Origin of the sequence: Psychrobacillus sp. FSL K6-1267 (genome assembly GCF_038003265.1) — a bacterium.
Classification (GTDB): domain Bacteria; phylum Bacillota; class Bacilli; order Bacillales_A; family Planococcaceae; genus Psychrobacillus; species Psychrobacillus faecigallinarum.
The window spans coordinates 3,215,740-3,232,865 of the sequence record NZ_JBBOOR010000001.1 but is presented as its reverse complement, the minus strand read 5'-3'; the positions used below and the strand labels follow the sequence as shown (position 1 = coordinate 3,232,865).

Below are 17,126 nucleotides of genomic sequence, written 5' to 3'. Positions count from 1 at the left end.
ATAGATTGTATTTTTCTAACGTACAACGTATATTTAGTGTATCGAAATAAAATAGATGAGGTCTTAAATATGATTCCTTGGCTTGCAGACTGGAAAAAGAAGATTGCAACGTTTAACCTGAATATCCAAATGTTTATGCTAGCGAATGTACTCATCCAGATTGGAATGGGTGTTTTTTCTGTAATGTACAATTTGTACATAAAAGAGCTTGGTTATCCTGAAACATTAAACGGAAAAATAATTGCAATGACCTCCTTGGCCTCTGCGCTTATGCTAGTCCCTGCTGGATTTTTAAGCGATCGATTTGGAAGAAAGAAAATTATTATTATCGGTGCTGTCGTTGCTTCTTTTACGTTGTTTTATCGAAGTTTAATGATTGGGGAGCAGTCTTTAATCTATGCAGCTTTTTTCACCGGCCTTTTTATGGCACTCGTCCAAGTATCAGGAGTTCCTTTTTTGGCGGAGAACTCCAAAGCGAGTGAGCGGATGCATCTCTTTAGCATTCATTTTTCTCTTATGACGGTAGCTGGTGTTATCGGAAGTCTTGGTGGAGGGGTTATGGCAGATATGCTCCATACTTTTGGAGATATTTCAGTTGTCAATTCCATTAAATACGTTTTAATTTTAGGGGCTGTTATATTCACACTTGGTCTCTTGCCACTCCTACGATTACAGACAGTGAAAGAAAAGGAAATGGCTGCTGACCTGGTAGCGGATAGTAAAGAAGGGCCAAGTGGCTTTCGTAAAAATTTAAAGATAATCATATTGTTTGGCTTTGCCAATCTACTAATTGGTACCGGCTCTGGATTGGTTATCCCGTATTTAAATTTATATTTTTCTAATCGTTTTGGAGCATCCAATTCGTATATAGGTCTTATTTTGTCGTTAGGTTCTGCTATGACTGCCATAGCTATGCTACTAGGGCCAGCTTTAGTCAAACGGGTGGGTAAGGTAAAGGCATTAGTTATCTTTCAACTGTTATCTATTCCCTTCTTATTTATAACTGGCTACACTAATTCTCTTGTAATTGCTTCTATTGCCTTTCTTATGCGTCAAGCACTTATGAATGCTGGAAATCCTATACAGAGCGCAATAGCGATGGATTTGGTCCAAGATAAATATAAAGGGCTGGCGAACTCCGTGAACCAAATGGTCTTTAATGTTGGTTGGGCCAGCACAGGGTCAATTTCAACAGGATTAGTGATGACCTTTGGATTCTATTGGGGCTATGCCTATACATTTACAATTACAGGCATTTTGTATTTAATCGCCTCCACTTATTTTTTTATTGTATTCGGAAGAAAAAAACTAGATAGTACATAAAGTAAAACAACCTATGGAAATTTCCAATAGGTTGTTTTTTCTTTTTATTTTAATGAGGCAATGTTAAAGGTGAGGGAGGCAGCTCTTCTCCCAAACGTTTTTTTATAGAAAATCTATACACTTTTACATTTTATAAAAAGCTCCTGATCAATCGCAAATTGTATGCGAGTCAAGAGCTCTTTTATAGTACAACTAGCTGTTATTATGCTTTAACTAGTATTCCGCCTTCTTTTAGGTATTTTTGAATTCCTTCAGATGCACGATACGAAAGAGCACCAAGTGTGCCAGTAGGATTGAAGCAACTATTATGTGGGAATGCAGATGAACCTACCACAAATACGTTTTCAGCTTCCCACATTTGTAGGTATGTGTTAAGAGCAGATGTTGCTGGGTCAGCACCCATAATAACACCGCCTGTGTTATGTGTGTTGGTATCTTTGTTTACGTTAAATGGAGCTTGTTCTTCACTTGTATCAATAATATCTGCACCAATTTCTTCTGCAATTTTGCGCGTGATTGTTGACATGTATTTACCCATCGCACGATCATTATCTGTATACTCATATGTCATACGTAGTAATGGATATCCAAATTCGTCTTTAAATTCTGGGTCGAGATCCAGGTAATTTTCTTTATGTGGTAAAGAAGCACCTTGTGTTTTAACTGGGAAGTTTGAGTTAGCGTATTTAATAGATTTTTCTTTAAACTCCGCACCCCAGGTTGGTGTTCCAGCAGGTACACGGTTTACTGCAATTGGACGGTCCCCATATTGTGTTGAACGAATGCCAGCACCGTGTATGAAGTCCACTTCAGAATGGTCAAAGTTATCACCCATATATTCAGCAATCTCCATGCCTAATGCTCCAGCACCACCGTATAGATTAAACTCTCTGTCCTCAAAGAATAGTTGAGAACCTCCAGCTGTTATTTGATAACAGTAGTTTTTACCAATTGTTCCTTTACCTGTTTTTGGATCATAAGGAGTACCTAGACCAGAATTTAGAAGTAAACGAGCATTGTTGAATACATAACTTGCAACTACAACTACATCGGCAGGCTGCTCAAATTTTTCTCCCGTTAGCATATCAACGTAAATAACTCCGGTTGCTTTGCCACCATTATTGGTTAACTCTAAAACATTAGAATGTGTACGAAGTTCTAGCTTACCTGTTTGTTTTGCAACCGGAATCACTGTTACAGCAGGGTCACCTTTTGCTCCATATTCACATCCAAAGTTTTCACAATATGCACAGTATTGGCATGCGCCACGAGAGATACCATCTGGATTTGTATATGCTTCAGAAAGGTTGGCTGCAGGCATAACAAAAGGTTTGTATCCTAAGCTTGTTGTTGCTTTTTCAAATTCTTTCATTAATGGTGTTTTCACTAAAGGAGGCGTTGGATATGGATTAGTACGTTTCCCCCATAGTTCTACTGTTTCCCCTGATATACCAGCCATTTTTTCGAATGTATCATAATATGGTTCCATCTCATCATAAGTTAGACCCCAGTCGCTTAGACCTTCCATCCAAGCAGGAATTTTATCGATTCCGTAACGCTCAATTGTTTTCGTACGAATTTCGAAATCATAGGGTAGGAAGCGATAAGTTTGTCCATTCCAGTGACTACCTGCACCACCAACTCCGTCTCCTACTATGAATGTACCGTATTGACGCATCGGTAAAGCTTTACCTGATAATGTATTACGATAAGTAATCGTTTCTTTTGAAAGATCCTGCATTAGCTCTGTTCGATGTTGGTAACGAAGTTCATCATGTCCCATTATATAATCAGCTGTTGTCCGGTCTTTACCCCGTTCTAAACCAACAACACTTATTCCTGCTTTCGTTAGTTCAGCTGAGACGATTCCACCAGCCCATCCCATCCCTACTACTACGACAGGTACTTTAGGTAATTTTGTAACCATTTATATGTCAGTCCCTTCAATTATTAATGTCCCATATGAGAATTTAAACTTTGTGGTTCAAGTTCGATAAATTTGTCATCTTGTATTTCAGCCACGTATTGCATACGAGAACCTGGATACTTACGCATACTCCAGCCCTCCATTTTATTATTACCACCATACATTGGGTCTGCATATACACCCTCAAGAGTTAATGTACGTAGCAAACTGAAAAACTGGGAAGAAGAAACTTTTCCGTATAATTCAACTTTACCTTCACTAAAAGCAAGAAGAACTTCATCTTGTTGAGTAGCTTCTAAATCTTTAAAGTCAAGTTCAAATTGTTCGTTACTATAGGTGTTTAAGCTATTTAAACCAGCTAGAAATAGATCTTTACGTAGAATTTTCGTTTGTGGACCTTGGTTTTCTTCAGCTTTATAAAAAGCACCTAAACGATAATCTTTTACGTTAGAACCCCATGGACCAGCCAATTGGTGATCAATATAAATAGCAGCGTTCAGTTCTTTGGCTCCAGGGCCATTTGCATCTTCAGGGAAAATACGTTCCACAGCTGCTTGAGTAACTTGGTATTGGTTTGGCGTGAAGAACATTAGAGCTACATTTGGATTAGCAGTAGGCGTTGCTGCGTGATTATGAGTTTCAGTAGTTGTTGATTTATCATCTTTTATTAAAAGACTTCCTAAAGCTCCACCTAAAACAACACCACCAACCGTCAAACCAGAATTTTTGATAAACGTACGTCTAGAAGAACGTTTGTCTAAAACGGAATTTTTATTTTCTTGTTCTGACATAATAATACCTCCCATAAATTTATGATTTTTTATTTAACTAATTAAATAAAAAAAGTGCAAAAATTATTCTTCTTTTAATGCACAATAGAGCTCCAATTATAAACAATCGTATGAAGAGCTGAAAAAACAAGTAATGAAGCTATAAAAATAGTGTATTTTCTTCCTGCCCAACAAAAAACAATGATGGCTAAACCAATTCCAGAACCTATTAGGGCAAACCAAGGGAATGGACTATTATAAAAAAAGAGTAAAAGTGCAAAATCAGCTACGAGAAAAAGGGCAAGTAGCACTTGATTGAGCATCCTCAATTCTTCTAAATTGTACTGCGTCATACTTATTCTCCTTTCTTATGCGATAATTAGCACTAATTAAAAAAGATATTTTTGCATACAAAATAAACTTTTTTGTATGCAAAACAACATTATTCATTCTACTACAATCTTTAGTTGTTTGTACACATTAAAAATTATACATATGAGGATATATAATCATTAACTATTTTTGATCATCAAATTGATTGTTAAAAAGAAATGTTTTGAAGAAAAAAAGTTATTCTTAATAACTGTGACAATAAATTAAGTTATTCCAGTAAAGGTCGCATTTCCAGAGTATGGCTCAGCTTTTTTTGCAATGGCCATTTTCTTAGAGGAATAGATAATTTGGAAGAGGTGAAGGTTACTTAAAAACCTTTTAAAGGGGGGCTATTGCTTTGGAATATAAAGAAGTGAACTGTGAATATGAATAAGAGATTTTATAGAAAATTATTAAAGGGATTTAGGTTTGTATTTATCGCATTGGCCGGGTATGGAGTTTATTGGCATCCTATGATGTGAATAGGTTACCGTAGAAGAATAGTTCACGGAGATACATCGACTCTGTAAAAGGAAATGCGATAGAGGTGAATTATCGAGAAAGTACTGCAAATATAACTTGGACTGGCAATGGTACAGTAATGCAACAGACATACATTAGATGTACCAAATGATCAATTTGATTTTAGTAATCAATAACAAGTCACTCAATTAAAGCTTTCTTTTTTCGAAGACCCTTTAGTAAATTAAACAGACTATTTTTATACGTATATAGTCATTAATTCTTATTGATTTTAAAATATCATTATAAAGATATTTTTCGAAGGACTCGAAACATTAAACTAGAATATTTCATTAAGAAGTAAAGAATTTTAAAGGTAAAGAGCCATTCCATAAAGTTAAGCATTTGAATATTATTGTCAAAGACATTTCAAATAATATCTGGCTTTAATAGAGCGATTCAAGCGTTTAAAGTTTGAATCACTCTAATACTGTCCTTTTCTGCCAATAATCTCCAGAGTAAAATTCATGTCTTTATATAAATGTTTGGTCATGAGTTCACCAGCAAGTTGTTCATTCTTATTCTTAATTGCATTGTAAATTTCTTCATGCTCATCTATTAAATGTGGACGATTAAATATATCAAGCTTTAGGCTAAACAAATAGAAAATTGTCTGAGCTTTTTCTAATCTTTCAATCATTAATGGATTTTGGCATTCATGTATAATTAGTTCATGAAAGCGTTGGTTTGCCGTGTATATTTTTTTTGACTGCCCTTCCATAAGCGAATTACGAGATTGCTTTATGGTGTTCTCGAGTTCTATTAACTTTTCTGTTGTCATATTTTTCGCTGCTCTTTTTGCTGCAAAACTTTCTAGTACAATGCGCATCTCATATATGTATATTAAATCTTGTGCAGAAGGACTATAGATATGTTTATTTTTAATTAAACCTTCTTGCTCTAGTCTTTTAATTGCTTCACGAATTGGTGTGCGACTAACACCGATCTCTTCTGCAAGACGTTCTTCTACGAGTTTCATGCCGCCTTTATAAGTTCCATCCAGCATACGTTCTTGAATGTACTCATAAGCGAGTTTTTGTGCATTCATTTTGTTGGAAACCATATCTTAACCCCTTGAAATTAATTTAATTAATACACATCTATTATACTTTATAATTTATTTTTTTTGAATAATATTACATCCTCCGTTACAAATTGCTTTTTTAGAATAGCGATGAGTTACGTAGCTTTGACACGAAAGGTTTCTTTTATAAGTAATGCAAGAAGGTGTTTGTTCGAGGCTAATAGATAGCAGCATTAGAATTTATTTGATATTTATTGCTTGATGGAGTTCATGTTTTTTTAAACAAATGCCCTAACTAGATTAGAGAATCTCCTAATTTTTTCATTTTACTAAAAAACAAATTTTCTGTACAATTTGAAAAATAACATAATTTCATCAGGGTAAAATTTTGGTGTAAAAAGGAGGGATGCGATTTGATTAGATTAGCTGCAGTCAGTTTATAAAAAGCAAATGATCAAATCTTTTACTAGGTTTAAGGCTAAAATAGTTTTGCCCAACGGGATAGTATATAAATTATTTCTGTCACTATGGGTACATGTATATCGCTTTATTCCCCAAAAAATTTTGGAATTCCATCTTAGAAACTTTGCTCATTTACTCAAGAAACGAATATTTAAATTATATTAAAGGGGAATTAGACATGACCACAGTTATTAAAGAAGAATCGGTTAAAAAGAAAAAATTTAGAGAAGCGCCACATCCATTTGTCATTCTGTTTACAGTTGTTATTATTATGGCTGCTTTAACTTACCTCATTCCAGCAGGGCAATACGACCGAGTAGAGGATGCGGATGGTCGGACAATTGTTGTAGATGGTTCTTACCAAACAATTGATTCAAGTCCAGCAGGTTTTTTAGATATATTTAATGCTATACATAAAGGAATGGTTCAAGCTGCTCCAATTATTTTCTTTATTTTTATGGTGGCTGGCTCATTCAATCTATTTAGAGAGTCCAAGGCAATTGAAGGTGCATTTGGTTCCTTGTCTACTAAAATGAAAGGGAAAGAAATGCTAATTATCCCGGTAGTGATGATGTTTTTTGGAGTTGCTGGGGCAGCTGTAGGAATGTTTGAAGAGGCACTTCCCTTTATTATGATTTTAGTACCGATTGCAATAGTTATGGGATTCGATTCAATTGTAGGGGCAGCAATGGTTATTGTTGGCGTATCTGCTGGTTTTACAGCAGCATTCATGAACCCATTTACAATAGGGGTTGCTCAAGGAATTGCAGAGGTTCCAATTTTTTCAGGAATGGGCCCGCGTATAGGCTTTTGGGTTGCTTTCATGGCTATATCCATTGGGTACGTTATGATTTATGCAAATAAAATTAGGAAAGATCCAACGAAGAGTATTATGTATGAGGAAGACAAAAACCGAAATATTGATATAGAAGCTATGCAACAGGATAAAATTACTAAAACACAGGGAATTATTATAGGGGTTCTAGTGTTAACACTAATGGGTCTGGCATTTGGAGTATTAAAATTTGGATGGTTTATAACGGAGATTTCAGCTTTATTTTTGATAATGGCAATTGTTATAGGTTTAATTAATCGATTGAATTTTAATGAGATTACTAAATCCTTTGTTCGAGGCTGCGAAGAAATAGTAGTAGGGGCATTAGTGGTTGGTTTTGCTTACGGGGCATTAGTCATTTTAAACGATAGTAACACCATTGATACTATCTTATATGGAATTACTAATTTAGTAGAGAAATTTCCTTCAAGCTTAACAGCAATCGGTATGTATATCATGCAGACCGTGTTAAATCTTATTGTTACGTCCGGGAGCGGTCAAGCAGCATTAACTATGCCGATTATGGCGCCTCTTTCAGATTTGTTAGGTGTGAGCAGACAAACTGCAGTATTAGCTTACCAAATGGGAGATGGCATCACGAATATTATCGCACCAACTAGCGGACTTATATTGGCAGCCTTAGCGATGGCTAAGATTTCTTACGGTAAATGGGTTCGCTGGCTATGGCCACTAATTTTGATTCAATTTATAATGGGAGCAATATTTATAACTGTGGCACATATTTTCTTTTGGCCAGCTTGATGCAGTGCGTTTGTTATTTAGGAGGTTTAAGAAATGGAAAAAATATTTAATAGATTAGAAGAGATTTATCCTGAGTTAGTTGATTTTCGAAGAGATTTACATATGCATCCAGAGCTTTCTCATGAAGAGGTAGAAACACCAAAAAAAATTGCTGCTTACTTAAGAGAACTAGGGTTAGAGGTTAGAACCGAAGTGGGCGGAAGAGGAGTTTTAGGCTTTTTAAAGGGAGGTAAACCGGGTAAAACTATTGCACTTAGAGCAGACTTTGATGCTCTTCCAATTCAGGACGAAAAAGAAGTAGCATACAAATCGAAGGTACCAGGAGTTATGCACGCATGCGGGCACGATCTTCATACATCTGCTCTTTTAGGTGTAGCAAAGGTACTAAGTGAGCGGAAAGAAGAGGTTCCAGGTATTGTTGTTTTCTTACATCAATTTGCTGAGGAGGTCACCCCAGGCGGCGCCGAATATATGATTAAGGATGGTTGTTTGGATGGTGTGGATGTTATCTATGGAGCACATGTAATGTCATTGCAGCCCTATGGAAAGTTTAGCGTAATAGAGGGGTATGCTTCCTCTGCCCAGGATGATTTTTATATAACTATCCATGGGAAAGGAGGACATGGCGCTTCTCCTCATGAAACAATTGACGCCTTAGTGACAGGGAGCCAGCTAGTAGTAAATTTACAACAAATAGTAAGCCGTAGAGTCGACCCTTTAAAGGCTGCAGCTATCACAGTAGGTTCATTTCAAAGTGGAAGCACTACCAATGTTATTCCCGATACTGCCTTTATCAAAGGTACAGTTAGGACCTATGATGAGGATGTTCGTGTCATGATAGAGCAAAAACTAGAACAGATAGTAAAAAGCACATGTGAGGCTGCTGACGCTACATATGAGTTAAAATATGTGAAGGATTGTCCTTCCATCTACAACGATCCAACCGAAACAAAACGCGTGGAGAAAGTGGCAGGCTATGTCGTCGGAGAGCAAAACATTATTCCAGGAAAACCGATGAATGGCAGCGAGGATTATGCCTACTATCAACAAAAAATTCCGGGAGCCTATTTTATCATTGGCGGTGGTAACGAGGAATTGAAGGCAACTTACCCACACCATCATCCTAAATTTGATGTGGATGAGCGTGCAATGATAGATATAGGAAAGATGTTTATTGGAATAATTTTCGAACAATCGGACAAAAAATAAATCATATTAAAAGCCTATGCGATAAAAAGCATAGGCTTTTATATAGACCAGAAAGGAAGTCCTAACTTTCCCCTTTTGTATTTCGGAATAGACATAGGTGCTTGTGCTTTTCTTAGTCGTATACGTGGAAGAGCATTAGCTCGTGAATCATTTTTTTTACTGTTTCTTCATCAGATGGTGTCTCACCATTCCACTTAATAGAACCATCTGGCTCGTAGTTTGCTGAATATCTTTTTTGTTTGTAGAAGAAAGAAAGTGACCAGCCAGGTAGTTGTTTGTTTTCATAGAGTGGCTTAAAGCTGAAATGCTGTAACAAAGAAATCATACCTTTCATGTGAGTGAATTTGCGCGCATATACTAGTATAAATGACTAGTGAAGGAGCATCTAATTGTTTATTGAAAAGCTTGAACAAGCAATCAAGAACGAGTACGCTGATTATCATCATTATATGGATATGTATAAGCTGACAGACGATCCGTATTGGAAGGAATTCATCGAGCATGTTTATGAGGATGAAAAAAGCCATTACGAAATGTTTCAACAACTCTATTATATGCTTACAGGGAGTTTTGTTCAAAACTTACAAAAAGTACCCCCATGTACAGAATTAAAATCCTGTGCCAAGCAGTCTGTGAAAGATGAATTGGAAACAGCAGAAGTATATAAGGAAATGCTGCTTCAAATTCCTATTCAACAAGCCTATGCTCCTCTATTTTGCGCTATGCATGATGAGACGGAGCACGCAATCCGATTTTCGATGATGTACAATGCACTCTAATTGTTTTTGTGTTTCATACTCCTCTGCTATAATAATCTAGAAGCTAGAGGAAAAAGGTGAGATAGATGGGTTTTTTATGGACAATCATATTCATGGCAGTCGTTGGAGCAGCAATTGGAGCGGTTACAAATCACCTCGCCATTAAAATGCTTTTCAGACCTCATGAAGCAAAGTATATAGGATCATGGAGAGTACCGTTCACTCCAGGCTTAATACCAAAGCGTCGGGATGAGCTTGCTAAACAATTAGGAATTACTGTTATCAAGCATTTACTGACACCTGATATTTTTAAAAAGAAATACTTCAATGATTCGATGAAAATGAAAGCTAATGATTTCATTGTAAAACAGCTTAATAAAAATATATTTCAGTCAGAGAAGACGATAGACGATTGGCTAAAGCTTGCAGGTATAGAATCTGTGCCTTCTCTTGTAAATGAAAAAATAGAAGAACAGGTTGATATACAATTTAATCGGGTTATGACGAAGTTTGAAAAGGAAACAATACGTCAAATTGCTCCACTAGATTGGCAGCTGAAGGCTGATAGCAAGGTCGGAGATATTGTTTCCTATATTCTTCAAAAGGGCGAGGAATTTTTTCAATCAGATGAAGGTAAAAGTGCAGTTAAAAAACTGATTGATGATTTCCTATCTACCAAAGGAACATTAGGTAACATGATTCAAATGTTTATGGGAGAGTCTTCTTCACTTGCTGGGAAGGTACAGCCTGAAATATTAAAGTTTCTTCGTGCCCCAGGAACAAAAGTAATGCTTGAAAATATTGTTCAAAATGAGTGGGAAAAGCTTAAGGACCGACCTTTGGCTGAGATGATGGAAGGCTTTGATTTTGATCCATTGGTGGTCAATGTAAAAGCATACTTAAAGGAACAACTTGCAATTGAAGAAAGATTAAATTATAGTTTAAACCATTACTTCCCTGGTGCCTCAGATTGGTTAGAGACTCAAATGGTACCTAAAGTAACTAATTTTGCTTTTGTCGAAGCAGAGGCAAAACTAGAGGAAGTATTACGTAAGATGAAGCTTGAGGAAATGGTTAAAGAGCAAGTTGACTCTTTCCCAGTAGCGCGATTAGAGGATATCGTACTTGGAATCTCCAAAAGAGAGTTCAAAATGATTACTGTTCTCGGTGGTGTGCTCGGGGGGCTTATAGGAATCATTCAAGGCCTAATCGTATTTCTAACTAGCTAACAAAAGGCTAGGACAATGCCTAAATAAAGGAGCTTACAAACATGATTAACATTTACGATGATATTAACAAACTAGAGGCATCACTTCGCCAGACCGATCAATTCGCAAACGTAAAAGATGCAATAGAATCAGTAAAGGCCGACCCAGAGGCACTTGCTTTATTTCAAAGCTTCCGTAAAATTCAGCTTTCTTTACAAGAGAAGCAAATGCAAGGTGAGGAAATCTCTGGTGAAGAGATCGAATATGCTCAAAAAACAGCACAGCTTGCTCAAACAAATGAAAAAATATTCCACATGCTACAAGCGGAAATGGCACTTAGCCAGATGATCGAAGAGATTAACCGTGTGTTGCTTAAACCTGTCCAAGAAATGTATGAAGGAATATAACATGAAAAGGCTCTAAGCTCTTTGGCTTAGAGCTTTTTTTATTAGCTTAAAAAGAAGGAATATATGAATAAATGCCGAATTATAAAAATGAATGACTATTCACAAAGGGGATTTAATTATGTATAAAACTTTATTATTTGAACAAGAGGGTCGTATTGCAACATTAACTTTAAATAGGCCAGATGCTATGAATGCAATGGATGAAACTATGATGGAAGAATTAGCGGAGTTATTGGAGGATTTAAAAGAAAATAAATCTATTCAAGTCCTTATCATTAAAGGGGAGGGTCGTGCTTTTTCAGCTGGTGGCGATATTAAAGCAATGCTTAACGATGAAAATCCTTTAGACATAGATGCAGCAATGGATTATTTAACTCGTATCGCACTAAACCTTTATACTTTGCCTCAAATCACCATTGCTTCCGTTCATGGAGCTGCGGCAGGTCTTGGATTTAGCATGGTTCTAGGTTGTGATATTATAATCGCTGAAGAAAATAGTAAGCTAGCGATGAACTTCATAGGAATCGGACTAATACCTGATGGAGGGGGCCACTTCTTCCTAAAAGAACGAGTAGGGATACCAAAGGCAAAGCAGCTTATGTGGAGTGGACAATTGTTTAACGGCAAGGAAGCACAAAAGTTAGGACTAGTAGACGAGGTAGCACCAGACGGAGCTGGTCATGCAACAGCCGCAGCCTATGCACAAAAACTTATTGAATCACCGGTTGCAGCAATGATCACCTCTAAAGAAATTTTACACTTATCCAAAATTCATGACTTACAAGCAATTTTAAAAGGAGAATCAAAAGGTCAATCGGCAATGCGTAAAACAGCAGATCATAAAGAAGGTATTCAAGCATTCGTTGAAAAACGTAAACCGACGTTTAAAGGAGAATAATGAGTGTGAAAGAGTCAAGGTTAGCTAACCTTGGCTCTTTTTTATTGGAGAGCTTGGTTACGGGGAAATGTTTCGCCGCTAAACGGTTGAATGTGCGAGCATACGCTCGTAAAAAATGCGAATGCGCTCCTAAAAGTAGAATAGTGTCTCCTAAAGTGAGCGAACCCGCTCCTAAACGGGTGAAAAGCGCCCGTAAAGTGTACTTCCGCCCCTAAAAGATCAAAAGGCGCTCCTAAAAACAGAAAATTGTCTCCTAAAGTGAGCGAAACCGCTCCTAAACGGGTGAAAGGCGCCTCCTAAAGTGTATTTCCACCCCTAAATCATCAAAAGGAGCTCCTAAAAATAGAAAAGTGTCTCCTAAATGAAGAGGAACCGCCCCTAAACGGGAGAAAAGTGCCCGTAAAGTGTACTTCCGCCCCTAAACGATCAAAAGGCGCTCCTAAAAGTAGAAAAGTGTCTCCTAAAGAGAGCGGAACCACCCCTAAACGGGTGAAAGGCGCCTCCTAAAGTGTACTTCCGCCCCTAAATCATCAAAAGGCGCTCCTAAAAATAGAAAAGTGTCTCCTAAATGAAGCAGAAGCTCCCCTAAAATACTATCAAATCCGCACCACTTAATCCCAACACCTATATATTTTACAAATAAATTAATTTAGACTGTAACAATATGCATGTCTAAACGTTTTAGGTTAGAAGGGAGGCAAGGAAGTGAAGAAACAAAGGAAAGATGACTTAGAAACAGTCTATTTAGCTTATGCTAAGCCTCTCTACTTCTACTTACTTAAACTAACGGGATCCGATTCGATTGCGGAAGAGCTTGTTCAGGAGACCTTTTATAGAGCGACTTTGTCCTTGGATTTATATGACGGCAGGCAAGTTAAAAGCTGGCTATATAAGGTAGCTAGAAATACATATATGGATGAATGGAGAAAACGGAAGAGGTGGAAGTGGGTACCGCTCTACGATTATCTCTCTAATTCCGAGGAATATGTTAGCCCATATGGAGTGCCAGAGGAGGATTTATTGAATCAAGAAAAATCCGATGAAATTCAAGATATATCACTGCTCCTTCCGGAAAATTATCGGACTATATTATATTTAAGAGAGTATGAGGAGTTTTCATACGAAGAAATTGCAGAGACATTAGAGATTACATTAGATCAGGTTAAAGTAACAATACATCGGGCTAGACAGAGATTCAAACAGCTGGCAGATCGCCTTGGAAAGGATTTTGATAGGAGTGGAAAAGATGGAATGGAATGATGAGAAAGCAAAAGCAATTGTACAAAAGCATAAAAAACGTTTTTCATGGAAATTATCTTTCAATGTCATTCGTGTACTTTTAGGGATTTTTCTTGTATATGCTGTTTATATGATCTCAGTATCAATCATTTATGAAGCTACTAACGTAGGTAAGCGAACGGAATTTTATCAGAAATTAGCCGTTGATTGGACTTATCCAGGATATATCTCCACTAATTCAAGAAGTGGGACAAATGAAATTACTCCCTTTTTAACACAGAAGATTGACTTCCCTTTGATGAAAATAATAGGTAAAGAGGAGTTTGCTATAACAAAGGTTAGCCTAAATAAACCTCTTATAGACGCTTATAGCACGACTACTGTTAATGAGTATTTTCCCTATAATAGTGACAAGGGCTTTAATTTTTCTTTACCCTATAATCCTGTAACGAATGAGAAGTTAGACGAAACTCAGACACCGAATGTTTGGAATCAGTTAGAGCAAATACATGAAGGAAATGTGGCTCAACTAGCTTTTTCCATAAACGATTACTACTCTCCAGAGGAATTATTAGAATTAATTTCTCCTTATCAAATAGATGTTTTATGGATGCCAATTTATATGGGGGAATTAAAGAATTTCACTGAAGGCGGCTGGAGTGGCAGTGAAAACGATATATCATTAGCAAAACCTTGGGGATTATCAGGATTTAAAAAGGTAGATGCAGACTTTAATATCAATTATTCAACTAGCATTTTAAACAATCATTCAGTAAGGGAAAGCCAATCAGCAATGCTTAGAAATATGAAAATGATGCTCGACAAAGATAAAAACCTAGCAGAAACATTGTTCGCAACAGATTATCTTCAAGAAAGACATGATTATCTTCAAAAAGAAGGATTCCAAGCTTACGGAGCAGTGGTGACAGGACCTGTGAAAGAGTTACTGAAGCTTAAAGAGGTAGAGGGCATTCATAGTGTTCAGCTAGGAGAAATTAAGCCGTGGAATTGGATCGAAGAATAGGAAAAGGGACTTAAACCGTTATATCGGGTTAAGTCCCTTTTTATATTACACATGAAACAATATAAGCTTGCCGGAGCTGTTAACTAAGCGATGTGTTTTGTTTCCATAGCCTTTTTCGTGTATTGCTTCTTCCCCTTGTTTCTTTGCTTCGTCGTCGTTTTCATAATTCCATGTTTCCTCGACGATTAGTTCCCCTGTTGGTTCAAATGCTGTGAATTTGTATGCTTTCATGTATCATACACCCCTTATGTATTCTTAAAATTCATTATACAACAAAAATTAAAAAATAAAAGTAAAGTCTGCTTGACATTTATTTAATAAGTAAAGTACACTTTACGTAAAGTTAGCTTTACTAAAAAGGAGGGTAACAGTGAAAAATTATGTTCGGGATAAACGAATGGAACTAGGGATGACACAGGACGAATTATCGGAAAAGTTAGAGGTGTCCCGGCAAACTATAATTTCTTTAGAAAAAGGAAAGTATAATCCATCTATTAATTTGGCTTTTAAGCTTTCCAAATTGTTTCAGTGCCATATAGAAGACATTTTCATTTACGAAGGGGAAGATTAAATGAGTGGAGAATTTGATTGGTTTACGTTTTTAATTGGATTGCCAGCGGCGATAGCAATCATGGGGATTACTTTTTTTATTTTTCGTAGAGTCGGAAAGAAGAAAAGATTATTTGATGAACGGTATAATCAAGTGCATTCAACTGCAAGATCTTATTCTTGGAAAGTCACAACAGCAGCCTTATTAGTAGCATGGATGATTATCATCATTGTGGAGGGGCCCGGATTATCATTTTTTATTATGACTGGTCTCTGGATTACACACATCGTCTCTTATGGAATAGGTGCTGCAGTAGCGGAAAAGAAAAACTAGCAAAGGAGGAATAAATCATGACTAAAGCTAAGTGGGCACTAGTGGCATCAATTTTTGCTTTAATCGGTTTACCATTAATTTTCTTAGGAATCTCTCTATATACAGGACAGTGGTATTACTTCCTATTTAGCCTACCAGCAGGGTTAACGGCAGGGATAACTGGTTTAGTTACATCTCTAGTACAAATACAAATGGAAAAGAAATAAAAAAAGGGCTATTACACATTTATTTGTGTATAGCCTTTTCTATATGATAAAATAAGAACAAATATTCTATTTTTAGTGAGGTGTAGTAGAATGGCAGCTATTCGGTTTTTACATGTGGCAGATTTACATTTAGACAGCCCCTTTAAAGGATTATCATCTATCCCTAAAAATAGATGGCAGGAAATTAGAGAAAGTACATTTCATGCCTTTAATAATGTTATTCAGCATGCTTTGGCAACTAAGCCGGACTTTGTTTTAATAGCCGGTGATATTTATGATGGAGAAAATCGTAGTCTGCGAGCTCAGCATTTGTTTCAAAAGGGAATGGAAGCTCTTGGAGAAGGCGGGATACCGGTTTTTATTTGCCATGGAAATCATGATCATTTGAGTGGAAGCTGGGTTCGTTTTCAGATGCCAGAGAACGTAGAGGTATTTGGACGAGATGTAGAAACAAAAACACTTAATGTTAAAGGCGAGACTGTACACATTTCTAGTTTTAGCTATAAGGAACGCCATATTCAAGAAGCAATGCATACCTATTTCCCAAAGGCAAATGGTCAGGACTTTCATATAGGAATGCTACATGGAAGTTTAGAAGGAAATAAAGAGCATGATGTCTATGCGCCGTTTCGTCAAAGTGATTTAATCGGGAAGGGGTATGACTACTGGGCGCTTGGGCATATACATAAGCGACAGGTTTTACATATGGATCCAGCAATCGTCTATCCTGGCAATATACAAAGCAGACATCGCAATGAAAGAGGGCTGAAAGGTTTCTATGAGGTAACTCTGACAAAGAACAATACAGACCTGCAATTTATCCCTTGTAGTATGTTTATCTACGATCAGCTAGAGGTTTCCTGTAAGGATATTGTCCATGCCAATGAATTGATTAGTCGGGTAGAACACCAGCTAAAAGATTATGTGGAAAGCAATGGAAACGCCATTATAGAATTAACGCTAACCGAAATTACAGAAGAGACCTTTGAAATGCTTGATACATCCTCGAGGGAGGAATGGCTAGCCATCTTTCAGGAATCTATGGATCAGCATAATCCCTTTATCATCCTTAAGGATTTAGTTATTGACTTACCTATTAACCAACTCAATGAAACGCTGATGTTGACGGATATATGGAAAGAGTGGGACTTTACACATTGGAAGCTGGCTGTGAAGGAGTTATATCAGCATCCAAAAGGCAGTCGCTACCTTCCAAGCATAGATGAGGATTTTATTGAAGAGGTAAAAATGGAATCTAAGCAATTACTGAACAAGGCTGTAACGAGGGGAGTGTAAC

The 17,126-nt window shown here is 36.9% G+C and carries 19 protein-coding genes; 13 read left to right on the top strand and 6 right to left on the bottom strand.

Going from position 1 to position 17,126, the window contains the following annotated elements; genetic code table 11:
• Positions 1-69 precede the first annotated feature (69 nt).
• Positions 70-1,323, top strand: coding sequence for an MFS transporter (locus MHB55_RS16625; protein ID WP_340863685.1), 1,254 nt, complete (start codon positions 70-72; stop codon positions 1,321-1,323).
• A gap of 202 nt (positions 1,324-1,525) precedes the next feature.
• On the opposite strand, the gene MHB55_RS16620 is transcribed toward MHB55_RS16625, so the two are convergent.
• The 4 genes from MHB55_RS16620 to MHB55_RS16605 all read right to left on the bottom strand — a co-directional run bounded on the left by MHB55_RS16620 (position 1,526) and on the right by MHB55_RS16605 (position 5,977).
• A complete protein-coding gene (locus MHB55_RS16620; protein ID WP_144541737.1) occupies positions 1,526-3,250 on the bottom strand; it encodes a GMC family oxidoreductase in 1,725 nt (574 codons plus the stop codon).
• A gap of 23 nt (positions 3,251-3,273) precedes the next feature.
• Entirely contained in the window at positions 3,274-4,041 is a 768-nt protein-coding gene (locus tag MHB55_RS16615; RefSeq protein WP_144541739.1) for a gluconate 2-dehydrogenase subunit 3 family protein, read from the bottom strand.
• Between the two features lie 74 nt (positions 4,042-4,115).
• Positions 4,116-4,373 (bottom strand): hypothetical protein, encoded by a 258-nt coding sequence (locus MHB55_RS16610; RefSeq protein WP_151112998.1) that lies wholly within the window; start codon positions 4,371-4,373, stop codon positions 4,116-4,118.
• A 965-nt stretch (positions 4,374-5,338) separates the two neighbouring features.
• A complete protein-coding gene (locus MHB55_RS16605) occupies positions 5,339-5,977 on the bottom strand; it encodes a GntR family transcriptional regulator (protein WP_340863684.1) in 639 nt (212 codons plus the stop codon).
• Between the two features lie 601 nt (positions 5,978-6,578).
• Between MHB55_RS16605 and MHB55_RS16600 the strand changes: the two genes are divergently transcribed.
• Positions 6,579-7,997: a YfcC family protein gene (locus MHB55_RS16600; protein ID WP_340863683.1), complete on the top strand. Its 1,419-nt coding sequence runs from the start codon at positions 6,579-6,581 to the stop codon at positions 7,995-7,997.
• Between the two features lie 33 nt (positions 7,998-8,030).
• Positions 8,031-9,206, top strand: a complete 1,176-nt coding sequence (locus tag MHB55_RS16595) for a M20 metallopeptidase family protein (RefSeq protein WP_340863682.1) — start codon at positions 8,031-8,033, stop codon at positions 9,204-9,206.
• Positions 9,207-9,318: 112 nt separating this feature from the next.
• On the opposite strand, the gene MHB55_RS16590 is transcribed toward MHB55_RS16595, so the two are convergent.
• The gene (locus MHB55_RS16590; RefSeq protein ID WP_144541784.1) at positions 9,319-9,522 is read right to left on the bottom strand and encodes a YheE family protein; all 204 of its coding nucleotides are present in this window, start codon (positions 9,520-9,522) and stop codon (positions 9,319-9,321) included.
• A gap of 73 nt (positions 9,523-9,595) precedes the next feature.
• On the opposite strand from MHB55_RS16590, the gene MHB55_RS16585 reads away from it, so the two are divergent.
• From MHB55_RS16585 to MHB55_RS16560, 6 genes are all read left to right on the top strand, one after another.
• Positions 9,596-9,985 (top strand): ferritin-like domain-containing protein, encoded by a 390-nt coding sequence (locus MHB55_RS16585; RefSeq protein WP_151113004.1) that lies wholly within the window; start codon positions 9,596-9,598, stop codon positions 9,983-9,985.
• Positions 9,986-10,050: 65 nt separating this feature from the next.
• Positions 10,051-11,193, top strand: coding sequence for a DUF445 domain-containing protein (locus MHB55_RS16580; protein ID WP_151113006.1), 1,143 nt, complete (start codon positions 10,051-10,053; stop codon positions 11,191-11,193).
• A gap of 41 nt (positions 11,194-11,234) precedes the next feature.
• Positions 11,235-11,579 (top strand): YlbF family regulator, encoded by a 345-nt coding sequence (locus MHB55_RS16575; protein ID WP_151113008.1) that lies wholly within the window; start codon positions 11,235-11,237, stop codon positions 11,577-11,579.
• Positions 11,580-11,697: 118 nt separating this feature from the next.
• A complete protein-coding gene (locus tag MHB55_RS16570; RefSeq protein WP_191697590.1) occupies positions 11,698-12,477 on the top strand; it encodes an enoyl-CoA hydratase in 780 nt (259 codons plus the stop codon).
• A 705-nt stretch (positions 12,478-13,182) separates the two neighbouring features.
• The gene (locus tag MHB55_RS16565; protein ID WP_340863681.1) at positions 13,183-13,737 is read left to right on the top strand and encodes a sigma-70 family RNA polymerase sigma factor; all 555 of its coding nucleotides are present in this window, start codon (positions 13,183-13,185) and stop codon (positions 13,735-13,737) included.
• Positions 13,724-14,740, top strand: a complete 1,017-nt coding sequence (locus tag MHB55_RS16560) for an anti-sigma factor (RefSeq protein WP_340863680.1) — start codon at positions 13,724-13,726, stop codon at positions 14,738-14,740. Before MHB55_RS16565 ends, MHB55_RS16560 begins: the two co-directional genes overlap by 14 nt.
• A 45-nt stretch (positions 14,741-14,785) precedes the next feature.
• Here the strand turns inward: MHB55_RS16560 and MHB55_RS16555 are convergent, their stop codons facing one another.
• Positions 14,786-14,971, bottom strand: a complete 186-nt coding sequence (locus tag MHB55_RS16555; protein ID WP_144541759.1) for a YhzD family protein — start codon at positions 14,969-14,971, stop codon at positions 14,786-14,788.
• Positions 14,972-15,110: 139 nt separating this feature from the next.
• Here MHB55_RS16555 and MHB55_RS16550 point away from each other — a divergent pair, with 139 nt between their 5' ends.
• The 4 genes from MHB55_RS16550 (at position 15,111) to MHB55_RS16535 (ending at position 17,125) form a co-directional block, all read left to right on the top strand.
• Positions 15,111-15,311 carry a helix-turn-helix transcriptional regulator gene (locus tag MHB55_RS16550; protein ID WP_144541761.1) on the top strand — a complete coding sequence of 67 codons (201 nt, stop codon included), beginning with the start codon at positions 15,111-15,113 and terminating at the stop codon, positions 15,309-15,311.
• The gene (locus tag MHB55_RS16545) at positions 15,312-15,623 is read left to right on the top strand and encodes a DUF3796 domain-containing protein (RefSeq protein ID WP_151113014.1); all 312 of its coding nucleotides are present in this window, start codon (positions 15,312-15,314) and stop codon (positions 15,621-15,623) included. It abuts the gene before it with no gap.
• A 17-nt stretch (positions 15,624-15,640) separates the two neighbouring features.
• Positions 15,641-15,829: a hypothetical protein gene (locus MHB55_RS16540; protein WP_151113016.1), complete on the top strand. Its 189-nt coding sequence runs from the start codon at positions 15,641-15,643 to the stop codon at positions 15,827-15,829.
• 90 nt (positions 15,830-15,919) lie between these two features.
• Positions 15,920-17,125: a metallophosphoesterase family protein gene (locus MHB55_RS16535; protein ID WP_340863679.1), complete on the top strand. Its 1,206-nt coding sequence runs from the start codon at positions 15,920-15,922 to the stop codon at positions 17,123-17,125.
• The last annotated feature ends 1 nt before the right edge of the window (position 17,126 follow it).

Excerpts from the sequence above, each read along its gene's own strand:
- MHB55_RS16625 (WP_340863685.1), top strand. The coding sequence starts at position 70 with ATGATTCCTTGGCTTGCAGACTGGAAAAAGAAGATTGCAACGTTTAAC.
- MHB55_RS16620 (WP_144541737.1), bottom strand. The coding sequence starts at position 3,250 with ATGGTTACAAAATTACCTAAAGTACCTGTCGTAGTAGTAGGGATGGGA.
- MHB55_RS16615 (WP_144541739.1), bottom strand. The coding sequence starts at position 4,041 with ATGTCAGAACAAGAAAATAAAAATTCCGTTTTAGACAAACGTTCTTCT.
- MHB55_RS16610 (WP_151112998.1), bottom strand. The coding sequence starts at position 4,373 with ATGACGCAGTACAATTTAGAAGAATTGAGGATGCTCAATCAAGTGCTA.
- MHB55_RS16605 (WP_340863684.1), bottom strand. The coding sequence starts at position 5,977 with ATGGTTTCCAACAAAATGAATGCACAAAAACTCGCTTATGAGTACATT.
- MHB55_RS16600 (WP_340863683.1), top strand. The coding sequence starts at position 6,579 with ATGACCACAGTTATTAAAGAAGAATCGGTTAAAAAGAAAAAATTTAGA.
- MHB55_RS16595 (WP_340863682.1), top strand. The coding sequence starts at position 8,031 with ATGGAAAAAATATTTAATAGATTAGAAGAGATTTATCCTGAGTTAGTT.
- MHB55_RS16580 (WP_151113006.1), top strand. The coding sequence starts at position 10,051 with ATGGGTTTTTTATGGACAATCATATTCATGGCAGTCGTTGGAGCAGCA.
- MHB55_RS16575 (WP_151113008.1), top strand. The coding sequence starts at position 11,235 with ATGATTAACATTTACGATGATATTAACAAACTAGAGGCATCACTTCGC.
- MHB55_RS16570 (WP_191697590.1), top strand. The coding sequence starts at position 11,698 with ATGTATAAAACTTTATTATTTGAACAAGAGGGTCGTATTGCAACATTA.
- MHB55_RS16560 (WP_340863680.1), top strand. The coding sequence starts at position 13,724 with ATGGAATGGAATGATGAGAAAGCAAAAGCAATTGTACAAAAGCATAAA.
- MHB55_RS16555 (WP_144541759.1), bottom strand. The coding sequence starts at position 14,971 with ATGAAAGCATACAAATTCACAGCATTTGAACCAACAGGGGAACTAATC.
- MHB55_RS16545 (WP_151113014.1), top strand. The coding sequence starts at position 15,312 with ATGAGTGGAGAATTTGATTGGTTTACGTTTTTAATTGGATTGCCAGCG.
- MHB55_RS16540 (WP_151113016.1), top strand. The coding sequence starts at position 15,641 with ATGACTAAAGCTAAGTGGGCACTAGTGGCATCAATTTTTGCTTTAATC.
- MHB55_RS16535 (WP_340863679.1), top strand. The coding sequence starts at position 15,920 with ATGGCAGCTATTCGGTTTTTACATGTGGCAGATTTACATTTAGACAGC.